This is a genomic window from Dehalobacter restrictus DSM 9455 (assembly GCF_000512895.1).
Classification (GTDB): Bacteria; Bacillota; Desulfitobacteriia; order Desulfitobacteriales; family Syntrophobotulaceae; genus Dehalobacter; species Dehalobacter restrictus.
Genome location: NZ_CP007033.1, coordinates 2,380,628 through 2,393,604, shown reverse-complemented (window position 1 = coordinate 2,393,604; position 12,977 = coordinate 2,380,628). Strand labels below are relative to the sequence as shown.

The 12,977-nt window shown below is 44.8% G+C and carries 8 protein-coding genes; 6 read left to right on the top strand and 2 right to left on the bottom strand.

The genetic code is table 11. The features are described 5' to 3' along the window. The first annotated feature begins 30 nt into the window (after positions 1-30). The 3 genes from gltB (at position 31) to DEHRE_RS11485 (ending at position 8,924) form a co-directional block, all read left to right on the top strand. On the top strand, positions 31-4,587 hold the full coding sequence (gene gltB / locus DEHRE_RS11495; protein ID WP_025206066.1) for a glutamate synthase large subunit: 4,557 nt from the start codon (positions 31-33) through the stop codon (positions 4,585-4,587). A 2-nt stretch (positions 4,588-4,589) separates the two neighbouring features. Continuing rightward, complete coding sequence (locus DEHRE_RS11490; protein WP_019225257.1) at positions 4,590-6,074, top strand: glutamate synthase subunit beta; 1,485 nt, start codon at positions 4,590-4,592, stop codon at positions 6,072-6,074. A 243-nt stretch (positions 6,075-6,317) separates the two neighbouring features. Then, entirely contained in the window at positions 6,318-8,924 is a 2,607-nt protein-coding gene (locus DEHRE_RS11485) for a PEP/pyruvate-binding domain-containing protein (protein ID WP_025206065.1), read from the top strand. Between the two features lie 79 nt (positions 8,925-9,003). On the opposite strand, the gene DEHRE_RS11480 is transcribed toward DEHRE_RS11485, so the two are convergent. Continuing rightward, positions 9,004-9,369 carry a NifB/NifX family molybdenum-iron cluster-binding protein gene (locus DEHRE_RS11480; RefSeq protein WP_019225259.1) on the bottom strand — a complete coding sequence of 122 codons (366 nt, stop codon included), beginning with the start codon at positions 9,367-9,369 and terminating at the stop codon, positions 9,004-9,006. A gap of 21 nt (positions 9,370-9,390) precedes the next feature. After that, complete coding sequence (locus tag DEHRE_RS11475; protein ID WP_025206064.1) at positions 9,391-9,759, bottom strand: ArsR/SmtB family transcription factor; 369 nt, start codon at positions 9,757-9,759, stop codon at positions 9,391-9,393. A 231-nt stretch (positions 9,760-9,990) separates the two neighbouring features. Here DEHRE_RS11475 and DEHRE_RS11470 point away from each other — a divergent pair, with 231 nt between their 5' ends. The 3 genes from DEHRE_RS11470 to rpoN all read left to right on the top strand — a co-directional run bounded on the left by DEHRE_RS11470 (position 9,991) and on the right by rpoN (position 12,869). Then, complete coding sequence (locus tag DEHRE_RS11470; RefSeq protein WP_025206063.1) at positions 9,991-10,434, top strand: PPC domain-containing DNA-binding protein; 444 nt, start codon at positions 9,991-9,993, stop codon at positions 10,432-10,434. Between the two features lie 100 nt (positions 10,435-10,534). Next, complete coding sequence (locus tag DEHRE_RS11465) at positions 10,535-11,203, top strand: HD domain-containing protein (RefSeq protein WP_025206062.1); 669 nt, start codon at positions 10,535-10,537, stop codon at positions 11,201-11,203. A gap of 280 nt (positions 11,204-11,483) precedes the next feature. Then, the gene (gene rpoN, locus DEHRE_RS11460; RefSeq protein WP_025206061.1) at positions 11,484-12,869 is read left to right on the top strand and encodes an RNA polymerase factor sigma-54; all 1,386 of its coding nucleotides are present in this window, start codon (positions 11,484-11,486) and stop codon (positions 12,867-12,869) included. Positions 12,870-12,977: the final 108 nt, after the last annotated feature.

Below are 12,977 nucleotides of genomic sequence, written 5' to 3'. Positions count from 1 at the left end.
CGATGTAAACTCCAACAAAGGGTGTGTAATATGAAATACAATCAATTGCCAAAAAAACAGGGTCTTTACGATCCGGCCTTTGAGCATGATGCCTGCGGTATGGGATTTGTCGTGAATATCAAAGGTGAAAAATCGCACGACATTGTCGAGGAAGCTTTAACCGTTCTGGAAAACTTAAACCACAGAGGCGCCAGTGGTGCGGATGAGAATACGGGTGACGGCGCTGGTATTCTGGTGCAAATACCCCATGACTTCTTTAAACGGGAATGTGATGTTCTCGGCTTTAATTTGCCGGAAAAGGGCAAATATGGTGTAGGAATGATTTTTGCGCACAAATATGAAGATTTTCGGATTACCCAGATGGACTCTTTTGAAAAGATTGTTCGTGAGGAAGGACAGAAGATTCTTGGGTGGCGGGAAGTCCCGATCGACAAATCGACGGTCGGCCATAGTGCCAAAGCTGTTATGCCTCGGTTTATACAGGTTTTTATCGGAAGAAGCCCTGATCTGACCGATGATATGGATTTTGAAAGAAAGCTCTATGTCATTCGAAAAAGAGCAGAAAAACTGATCATCCCAATGTGTGAAGACAAGGGCGGCTCCTTCTATGTTGCCAGCCTTTCCAGCAAAACCATTGTCTATAAAGGTATGCTTACAGCCGAACAGCTCAGAAACTTTTATCTGGATCTTTCCGACCTTGACTTTGTTTCAGCACTGGCTATGGTTCATTCCAGGTTTAGCACCAATACCTTTCCGAGCTGGGAGCGAGCGCACCCGAACCGGTATATTGTCCATAACGGGGAAATCAATACCATCAGAGGTAACGTGAACTGGATGAAGGCCAGACAGAAATGCATTGATTCACCGTTGTTTGATGATATTTCCAAGGTATATCCGATTGTTGACGAGTCAGGCAGCGATTCGGCCATGTTTGACAACAGTCTTGAGTTTATCCATCTTACCGGCAGATCGCTTCCTCATGCTGTCATGATGATGATTCCTGAGCCATGGGAAAAGAATGATCTGATGTCCAAAGAAAAAAAGGACTTTTATGAGTTTAACAATTTTATTATGGAGCCCTGGGACGGACCGGCTGCCATGGGCTTTACGGACGGAACAGTTATCGGTGGCGTACTGGACAGGAACGGACTCAGACCATCGCGTTATTATGTCACGAAAGATGATAAAGTCATCCTGGCCTCTGAGGTGGGGGTTCTCGACATCAAACCTGAAAATGTTAAGTATAAAGGCCGTCTAGAACCGGGTAAAATGCTCCTGATCGATACGGAAGCACAAAGGATCATCTCTGATGAGGAAATCAAAAAGAGTGTTTCCATGATGCATCCGTATGAAGAGTGGAATAAGAAGCATATTGTCTATTTAAGTGATCTCCCTGCTGACGACGAGTTGGAAGCACCGATACTGGAGGATATTATCTCCCAGCAGAAAGCATTTGGCTATACCCATGAGGATATTCATAAAATGATTCTGCCGATGGCAACCGATGGCATCGACCCCGTCGGATCGATGGGCATGGACTCACCGCTGGCGGTACTTTCAGACAAACCTCAAATGCTGTACCATTATTTCAAGCAGCTTTTTGCCCAAGTGACGAATCCCCCAATTGATGGCATCCGTGAGGAAATTATTACCTCCGGCACAATGCTCCTGGGGAATGCGGGAAACCTTCTGGATCCTGACCGGACGCATAGTTCCGCAGTGTATCTGGAATCACCGATCCTCACCAATACCCAGTTGGATACCATTATGAAATTAAATAACGGGAAGTTCAAGACAGCCAGGATTTCCATTCTTTACAAGGCGACTGGCGGGCTTAGAGCAATGGAAAGAGCTTTAGACAAAATATCCCGGGAAGCAGATAAAGCAATTGCTGATGGCACAAATATTCTTGTTCTTTCGGATAGGGGCGTTAATAAAGAATTTGCTGCTATCCCCGCTCTTCTGGCATCTTCGGGGCTGCATCACCATTTGATACGCCGTGAAATCCGGACCAGTGTGGGTATTGTTCTGGAGACCGGAGAAGCCAGGGAGGTACACCATTTCTGTGCCTTGATCGGGTACGGTGTTACCGCGATCAACCCCTATATTGCTTACGAAACGATCAGAGACCTAGCGGCCAAAGGAATGACGAATGGCCTAAGTTATCAGGAGGCCAAAAAGAACTATATTAAAGCCTCGATCAAAGGCATCTTAAAGGTGCTTACGAAAATGGGTATTTCGACGATGCGCAGCTACCATGGTGCCCAGATATTTGAAGCTGTCGGACTGAAAAGAGATCTGATTGACCGCTACTTTACGCAGACGCCATCCCGCTTGGAAGGAATCGGGCTGGAAGAAATTACAACGGAAAATCAAATGCGGCATGAAAGCGCTTTTGATGAGAATGCACTTTACACAGACACACTGGAAATCGGCGGTTTCTACCAGTGTAAAGATAGCGGGGAGATTCATCTCTACAACCCGGAAACAATCTACCTGCTTCAGCGCGCCTGCCGGGAAGGCAATTACAATCTTTTTAAAGATTACTCCAGAAAAATTAATGACGAGGAGATTTACACACTCAGGCAGCTGCTGGATTTCAAAATAAGCGCCGGAGATACGATTCCAATCGAAGAAGTTGAACCGGTCGAGTCCATCGTCAAAAGATTTAAGACCGGGGCGATGTCCTATGGCTCGATTAGTAAGGAAGCCCACGAATGTATGGCGATTGCCATGAACCGTTTGGGCGGCAAAAGTAACAGTGGTGAAGGCGGCGAGGATCCTGAAAGATTCAAAAAGTTGCCTAATGGCGACAGTCTGATCAGTGCCATCAAGCAGGTTGCTTCAGGTCGCTTCGGTGTTACCAGCAGCTTCTTGGTAAATGCCTCAGAAATACAGATCAAAATGGCACAAGGAGCCAAGCCTGGAGAAGGTGGGCAACTTCCAGGCCGGAAGGTTTTTCCGGCGATTGCCAAAGTCAGACACTCGACACCAGGAGTCGAACTAATCTCACCCCCACCGCACCATGATATCTATTCGATCGAAGATTTAGCGGAACTGATCCATGACCTTAAAAATGCCAACCGTGATGCTCGAATCAATGTTAAGCTTGTTTCTGAAGTGGGTGTCGGTACGATTGCGGCCGGTGTGGCCAAGGGCAAGGCCGATGTTATTCTGATCAGTGGCTATGATGGCGGTACAGGTGCTTCACCGCGAACAAGCATTAAGAATACAGGATTGCCGTGGGAATTGGGCCTTGCCGAAACCCATCAGACCCTTGTGCTTAACCGCTTGAGGGACAGGGTCGTCCTGGAAACAGACGGTAAGCTTCTGTCAGGCAGAGATGTTGTCATCGCTGCGCTCCTAGGCGCTGAGGAATATGGATTTGCCACCACCCCACTCATTTCCATGGGCTGTGTGATGATGCGCGTCTGCAACCTGAACACCTGTCCGGTAGGTATTGCAACCCAGAATGAAGAACTTCGCAAGAATTTTGCCGGCAAACCTGAGCATGTTGAGAATTTCATGTTGTTTATTGCACAGGAAATGCGGGAGATCATGGCGAAACTTGGCTTCAGGACCATTAATGAAATGGTTGGACGTACAGACAGGCTCAAACACAAAGAAAATATTAAGAATTGGAAAGCAGCCCAGGTTGATCTTTCCCAGGTTCTGTATCAACCCTACGCCGGTGCAGATGTCGGCAGATTTAAGTCACAGCAGCAAAACCATGGACTGGAAGAATCCTTGGATATGCGCAAGCTTTTAAGAATGTGCAAGCCGGCCCTGGAACACAAAAAATCAATCCGGGCCAAACTGAAGATCAACAATGTGGACCGTGTGGTTGGAACCATTGTCGGCAGTGAAATAACCAAGCGTTTCGGGGAAGAGGGGCTTCCTGAGGATACCATTAAGCTGACCTTTGTAGGTTCTGCCGGTCAAAGCTTTGGTGCATTTGCACCCAAGGGCATGTCCTTGGAACTTGAGGGTGATGCTAATGACTATATCGGCAAAGGCCTTTCGGGTGGTAAAATTATGGTCTATCCGCCAAAAACTTCGGATTTTGAACCAGCGAAAAATATCCTGATCGGCAATGTCGCCTTCTACGGCGCAACTTCGGGTGAAGCCTATATCAACGGAATCGCCGGCGAAAGATTCTGTGTCCGAAACAGCGGCGTCAATGCGGTTGTTGAAGGTGTCGGCGACCATGGCTGTGAATATATGACCGGAGGAAAAGTTGTGATCCTGGGTAAGACAGGACGGAACTTTGCTGCGGGTATGTCCGGCGGTGTTGCCTATATCCTTGATTTTGAGGAAATATACTGCAACAAGTCCCTGATTCTTATGGAAAAAATTGCTTCGGAAAAGGAACTGAAAGAAATCAGGGAAATGATCCGTAAACATGTAGCGCACACGGGAAGCCCCCTAGGCCGGAAAGTACTGGATGTTTGGGCGGATTACGCGCCAAGATTTACGAAGATCATACCCAAAGATTATAAAAAGATGATGGAAAATATCGAGAGAGCTCACAAGGCTGGCTTAAGCGGTGAAGAAGCCCTGACGGCTGCCTTTGAAGGGAAGGTCTGATCATGGGAAAAGCAACAGGATTTTTAGAGTATAACAGAATCGATCCGAAGAAAAGAAAGCCTGAAGAGCGGATCAAAGACTACAATGAAGTCAAGATTCCCCAGGATCCTGAGATTGTCCGAACGCAGGGCGCACGCTGTATGGACTGCGGTGTACCTTTCTGCCACGGCGGTGTGCTCTTGAACGGCGCCGCTTCAGGTTGCCCGCTGCACAATTTGATTCCAGAATGGAATGAGCTCGTCTATAAGGGACAGTGGCGGGAAGCATACAAGCGGCTGACCAGAACGACGCCGTTCCCGGAATTCACCTCAAGGGTTTGCCCTGCACCTTGTGAAGGGGCTTGTACCGAAGGCTATATCATGGACGCTGTGACTATTAACAGCATTGAATATGAGATTATCGAGAAAGCGTTTGCCGAAGGATGGGTAAATCCTAAGAAGGCCAAAGCCACCGGCAAGAAAGTCGCTGTTGTCGGTTCGGGCCCGTCCGGACTGTCTGCGGCCTATTATCTGAATGCCGTCGGCCATGAGGTCACGGTGTATGAGCGGGATGACCGGGCTGGGGGACTTTTGATGTACGGGATCCCCAACATGAAGCTTGATAAACGATTTATTGAAAGACGGCTTGATGTACTGAAGGCATCCGGGATAGAATTTGTTCTGAATACCGAAGTCGGCAAATATATGAAGGCCCAAGAGCTCGTAGACAACTATGATGCCGTTGTGCTGTGCACAGGAGCTACCAAGCCCCGGGGGCTGGATGTGGAAGGCAAAGATCTGAAAGGGGTTTATTATGCCGTAGACTTCCTAAAAGCGACCACCAAAAGTTTATTGAATTCCAACTTAAAGGATGAGAGTTTTATTAGTGCCAAGGGTAAGAATGTCATCATCATTGGCGGCGGGGATACCGGGACGGACTGTGTGGCCACGGCAATCCGGCATGGCTGCAAAAGTGTTTTTCAGTTTGAAATTCTGCCTGAGCCACCTGCCCATCGTATTGAGGCTGAGAACCCCTGGCCGGAATGGCCGAAAAAACTGAAAGTGGATTACGGACAGGAAGAAGCAATCTGTCTTTATGGCAAGGATCCGAGGAATTATTGCATTTCCACCACAAAGATTGTGGGCAATGAGAACGGTGAGGTCAAGGAAGTTCATACAGTCAACCTTACCTGGGTCAAAGATGCTGCCGGCAGAATGGTTCCACAGGTGACTCCCGGAAGTGAAAAGGTATGGGAAGCGGACCTGATTCTGCTGGCCATGGGCTTTTTAGGGCCTGAAGACAATATCCCCACAGAGCTTAAGCTGGAGCGGGATGCTCGCAGCAATGTCAAAGCGGAATATGCGTTTTTTGAGACGAATGTTGACAGAGTTTTTGCCGCTGGCGACATGCGCAGAGGCCAGAGTCTGGTTGTTTGGGCTTTCCAGGAAGGAAAGCTGGCAGCTAGAGAAGTGGACAAATATTTGATGGGAAAAAGTATAATTATCTAGCCAATTGTTATGATAAACAGAGTGCAATGTTCATGCCGGATGTGATAACATGATATTACACGGCATCCACCGTTATGCTTTATCATACCGCATAGTAAAGCCAAGTAATGGATAGATGCTAGGATTCATTGCTTGGTTTTTGCGTATCGGTTATTGGCTGCTTGCACATATAGATTTGAGTGTCAGCAATTATTAATTTTAAGGATAAAATGATAGCTAAATTGGCGTAAGGAATGATGTGTAATGGATCAGCGTAAGAAAATAAGATCCGGCCTGCCGGGGCTCGATGAGATCATCGACCATCTCAGGATTGGCGATAATGTTGTTCTGCAGGTTGACAATATCGCAGATTATGAATCCTTTGTGCTGCCTTTTGTTAGAACGAGTCTGGACGAGGGCAGAAAAGTGATTTATATGCGGTTTGCGCGTCATTCTCCAATTATTGACGACAATGAAAATGTTAAAGTGTATCATATTGACGCCGAACACGGTTTTGAAGCTTTTTCCACGCAGGTCCACCAGATTATTGCAGCTGAGGGAGAAGAGGTTTTTTACGTTTTTGATTGTCTGTCCGATCTTTTGTACACCTGGGCAACGGATCTTATGATCGGCAACTTTTTTCAGATCACCTGTCCGTATTTATATGAACTGAAAACGGTGGCTTTCTTTGCAATTTATAAAAATATGAATTCGTATGAGACGATTTCCGCAATTCGGGAAACGACCCAGGTATTGATGAATATCTATAATGTCAGGGGACAGACCTATATCCATCCGGTCAAAGTGATCGACAGGTATTCACCGACGATGTTTCTGCCGCATATCAAACAGGCGCAGGATTTTATTCCGTTAACAAGCAGCAGCGATGCTTCAAAGCTGTTTGCAGATATGTCCCTGAATGTGTTTGATGCTCCGCGAAGGCATTTGGATTATTGGGACCGGATGTTTTTGAAAGCGTCAGACACCTATGAAAAGGTAAAATTCAGTCGTATACCGTCTGCTGAGGGAAAAAACCTGGTAGAAAAGCTCTGCCGGATGGTTTTAAGTCGCGATGAAAGATTCCTTGAGTTGCTGACGAAGGTCTTTACTCTGGAAGATTTGCTTCAGATCAAGTCAAGTTTAATTGGATCGGGATTTATCGGCGGCAAAGCGGTCGGAATGCTTCTGGCCAGAAAAATTTTGCTTGAAGATGAAAATTTTGATTATAAAAAAATTCTGGAACCCCATGATTCGTTCTACATTGGGTCTGATGTCTTTTACACTTATCTTGTTAAAAATGGTCTCTGGAAACTTAGAATGGAGCAGAGAAAACCTGAAAAATATTTTTCTCTGGCCAGAGTCATTAAAAGCAAAATACTCAGCGGTGTTTTTCCGGAGAATGTCAAAAACCATTTTTTGCGCGTCCTGGAGTACTTTGGACAATCACCGATCATTGTCCGCTCCAGCAGCCTTTTGGAAGATGGATTTGGTAATTCTTTTGCTGGAAAATATGAAAGTGTTTTTTGTACGAACCAAGGTACGCTCGAACATCGCTATCTTGAATTTGAAAACGCTGTGAAACAAGTCTTTGCCAGCACGATGAGCGACGACGCGCTGATGTATCGTTTGAAACGAGGAATAGCCGACCAGGATGAGCAGATGGCTTTGCTTGTTCAACGCGTATCGGGTTCGTATCGTAAGGAATATTTTTTCCCGGATCTTGCTGGGGTCGGCTACTCAAACAATATCTATGTCTGGGATGAGAAAATGTCTCCGAAAGCGGGCATGCTGCGGGTAGTTGTTGGTCTAGGCACCCGGGCTGTAAACCGTACGGCGGGTGACTATGCCAGAATTATAGCGATTGATGAACCTTTGTCATCACCTTTAACGGATTTTGATGATTACAGGCAATATGCCCAAAGAAATATTGACGCGCTGATGGTGACCAAAAACAGCATGATTGGTATCGCGTTTAACGATCTTTTAAACGAAATTGACGATCCCAAACTGCATTATTTCGCGCAGAGAGACTATACTGCAGAAAAAATGATGAAAGAAATAGGCCAGCAAGACCGGCAGGCCTGGATTATTAATTTTGATCAATTTCTGTCCAATTCCACTTTTGTCGGGGTCATTCAAAAAATGCTTAAATGCCTGGAAAAATTCTACGCATATCCGGTGGACATTGAATTTACCGTTAATTTTAAAGATTTGGATCATTATCAGATCAATCTCCTGCAGTGCAGGCCGCTGCCCGCAAAAGGTCTCAAAAGTAAGGTGGTGTTCCCGAAACATATTGATTTTCAAAAAACATTCTTTCAAAGCCATAATACTTTCATGGGCGGGAATATCCATTATGGTATTCAGCGAATCATTTATGTCGAGCCTGAAACCTACAGCAGGCTAAGTGACCTCGAAAAATACAGGGTAGCCAGATGTATCGGCAAATTGAACAGCCAGATTGAGAAAGAAAACATGACCGTGCTGCTGCTCGGCCCCGGACGATGGGGTACCAGTACGCCTTCGCTCGGCGTGCCTGTTTATTTTTCCGAAATTAATAATATCACTGTCCTTGGTGAAATTGCAGTTAAAGAGGGCGGGTTCACCCCGGAGATATCTTACGGAACCCATTTCTTTCAGGATCTCATAGAAAGTGATATCTTTTATGTGGCGCTTTTTCCGGAAGGCAGGGGAGGAGTCCTTCAGACAAAACTATTAAACCACTTTCAAAATTTGCTTCCTGAACTGCTACCACTGAGCGCCTCCCTTGGAGAAATCATTAAAGTATATGATGTCAATAAAGGAATGCATAAAGCCCTGGAGATTATTGCTGATGTCGGGAAACAAAAAGCGGTATGTTTCTTTAAATAGAATTTGATGGCTGACAAGATAAAAAAGTAGCCCTTCAGGGTTGTTTTTCCCCCTTAGGGCTAGAAAATATCTATCAAGGTTAGTGGCATCCGTGATGGCTGCAGCTGTTCATGGCAGAGAATTCCGGAAGCTGGTTATCCAGGAAGAGCTGGATGTTACCCGAAACGGTGGCATTATCAACCCGAAAAGCACGCACCCCTTGCGCATTGAGTTTCATTAGGGCGCCTGCACCGATTCCGCCAACCAGAATCGCGTCCACCTGTTCTCCACCCAATGCCTTCAAAGGCTGGCACATCCCGTGCTCATGATGAGAGTCTCCGTTGTCGATGACTTTCATCTCTTCTTTATCCAGGTCGTAGATCAGAAAAAATGGGGCTGAGCCAAAATGATCATAGGGGATACTCTCAAGTCCTTTGTCTTCTTTTACAGGGATACAAATTTTCATGTTTAAGCTCCTTTTCTCGGTTTATTCATTGCTTGAACGCTCACAGCACTTTTCACGCTGGGCCTTGCAAGCATATTGACAATTGAATGGGACGCTGAAAACATCTTTATAGTGACCCGAGGTGTGGGTGCCTGATATCTGCTCAATGAATCCGATCAGATCTTCAAAAACAGATTGCTGCAAATTGTATTTTACGAAGTAGCCTGTTTTCTCGCCAATCAGAAGGCCGGCTTCCTTTAAAATTTTAATATGTTGGGACACGGCTGCTTCGGAAATTTGAAGATGTCTTGCAATTCCTTTAGCACAGATGCTTCTTCTGGATAAGATAAGCAAGATCTGCAGTCTTGTTTCGTCAGAAAGCGCTTTGAATACCTGCACAATTTGCTCCATATATCCTCCGGGTATTTTTAATTAACTAAATACTTAACTAAATTATAAGACACTTAAGTGATTAAGTCAAACAAATTGTTTTCTAAGTGGTTATAAAAGAAACGCTTCTGAAGACTGGCATTTCTCTATGTTATAATGATATGAAGATTTTCACGCCTTCATTTAAAAGCGTTTATTGCAAGTCACTGGCAACCCGGAATGATTACAGGCCATAGAAAGAAGGGGACAGCATTGAAATATTTAGAAGCGACACTGGGGAGAATATTCATTCTGAGATTGGAACAAGGAGAAAAAATCCCAGCCATTATTCAGGATTTTGCCGAAAAACATCAGATCAATTCCGCACTGGTTCATTTTTTGGGAGGGGCGGACAAGGGCAGTAAGGTCGTCGTAGGACCTGAAGACGGACAGGCCCTTAAACCCCGCAAGATGATGACAGAGCTTCAAGGCACCAGCGAAACACTGGGAGTAGGAACTTTGTTCCGAAACGAACAAGGGAAACCGGTCTTGCACATGCACGCCGCTTTTGGCAGAGAGGGAAAAACAGTAGCAGGCTGTGTACGTGAAGGGGTCGATATCTGGCAAATCGGCGAGGTTGTCATGATTGAACTGAATACAAGTGAGGGCTCTAGAAAAATTGATCCTACGACAGGTTTTGAGCTGCTCGAAATATAGTAGATATGCCAACTGATTCTTGGCAATATTTTTTTCGATTTTGAATGCGCCGCAGACGAATACAATGATTTATTGGGACAGGGAGGCATAGAATATATCGATGGAAAAACGGTATCGGGTTCTGCAGGATATTGTAGAGAAAGAGCTGTCTTATGCGGCCCACGATCTGGATCATGTTATGCGGGTCTATCATCTTTGTTTGATTCTGGCCGGGCAGCGGGAGGATGTCGATACGGAAGTATTGATTCCGGCTGTCCTGCTTCATGATATTGCCAGAGCCAAAGAGGATGAAGATAATTCCGGAGAGATCGACCATGCCGTATTGGGTGCGGAAATGGCCGAGAAGATCCTTCAAGACCTAAATTATGATCCGGATTTGAGACAGGAGATCACACACTGTATTTTAGCGCATCGGTTCAGAACAGGACATCAGCCGGAGAGCATCGAAGCCAAAATCCTCTTTGATGCCGACAAACTTGATATCATCGGAGCAACTGGGATTGCCCGCTCTTTCATGCTTGCTGGCCAGCACGGGGAAAGACTATATCATGAGGTTTCTGTCGAAGAATATCTGAAGGAAAATATCGGTGAGAACGGCAGGATTAAAGATGCTTCCAAACATACGACCAACCTGGAATTTGAGCTTAAATTAAGAAAAATACCGGATAGGCTCTATACGGAAGAAGCGAAAGCAATCGCCAGAAAAAGGGTCAGATTTATGGAGTTATTTTTCAAGACTTTAGTGGAAGAAGTAACAGGAAATAAATAATTGAAATAAATAATCCTTGGAACGAATGTGCAAAGCGTTGAATTTGGTTGGAAAATGAAGAATAATTTACATAAAAAAATTAAAAACAATAATAGAAAGTATTTTAAATAAGTTGTATACTTGAACGTAGATATCGTTTGGCATGAATCTTGCCGTAAGGGTCAAGTGGATGTATCATACCCGAGTAAATCCCGGTTTTAATGTGAAAAGAATATGAAAATGCCGTCTGTCCGGGAATCTGTATAGTATTTTAGTTTGATTCAGAAGGTGGAAGGAAAATATGAGGCAGATACGCCAAGATATATTTCTTGAACAGCAACAGAGATTGTTCATGACCACTGAACTGCGTCAGGCAATTTCTGTATTGCAGATGTCGACTCTGGAACTAAGCGAGTATATCACAAAAAAAATAGAAGAGAATCCTTTTCTGGACGAAGATGAACCCGTTGCTGAAAACAATGAGGTTGTCAGCAAAACTGCAACCCGGGTTAATATGGACGACCTGATTGAACATTTCAGCAGCGACAGCAATATGGGTCATATCTGGAATGAGAAGAATGAAAATGACACCGGATACGAACAATATCTGTCTGATCGGCCAAGTTTATATGAGCAGCTTGAATTACAATTGAATTTAGAGATCAAAAATCCTGCGGATATTATCATTGGAAACTTTCTGATAGGAAGTATTGATCGGAACGGCTATTTTACAACAGAACTGGAATATGTCAGCCAAAAATTGAATGTTGCCGTTGAGAGAGTGGAAGAGGTCCTAAAGGTCATTCATACTTTCTATCCTACCGGCGTAGGTGCCCGAAATCTTCAGGAATGCATGCTTCTGCAAATGAGAGCAAACGGCAAGGATAGTGAGCTTGCGGAACAGGTTATTCAAAACTACTTCCAGGAGCTTGCCGACAAAAAAATAATGAAAATAGCCAATACCCTCTCCGTGTCTACGAAGCAGGTCCAAGAAGTCTATGATCTTATCAGGATGCTTGATCCCAAACCCGGACTGCAGTTTGGCGCTGAAAGAAATCCTTTTATCTGGCCTGATGTTACGATTATGAGAGACCAGAACGATTATATGGTTATTGTAAACGACTTTGATTTTAACTATTTGAGAATCAATCAGACGTATGTGGATATTCTCCGTAATTCGAATGCGTTATCCGATGATGTAAAAAAATATCTTGAAGAAAAGTTTGATTCCGCCTTAGGACTCATCCGCGGAATTGAACAAAGAAGACTAAACATTTACAAAGTTGTGCAAAGCATTGTTGATATTCAAAGAGAATTTTTTGACAATGGCATTGAATATCTGAAGCCCTTGACCATGAGTCAGGTTGCGGACCTGGTCGGCATCCATGAATCTACGGTAAGCCGGGTCACCTGCAACAAATACGTCCAGACGCCGCGCGGACTGTTTGCTTTGAAGTATTTCTTTAACTCCGGTGTGGGTTCTTATGACTGCGACAAAATAAGTTCCAAAAGTGTCAAACACTTGATCCAGGATATTATTAATAAAGAAGACCCGAACCAACCACTGAGCGACCAGGATATTATGATGATGCTTGTGAACAAAGGGATGAGGATCTCCCGGAGAACTGTCAACAAGTACCGTCAGAGTATGGGGATACCTACAAATTTACACCGTAAAAGATATTAATTGTCCAAAGCATTATCGCCTAAACTTACGGGGCACGAGATTCAAGTGGCATTGATGATTTTGAACTATATTTGAGTGGAAGATTAGTCAACATAATGCAAAGGAACC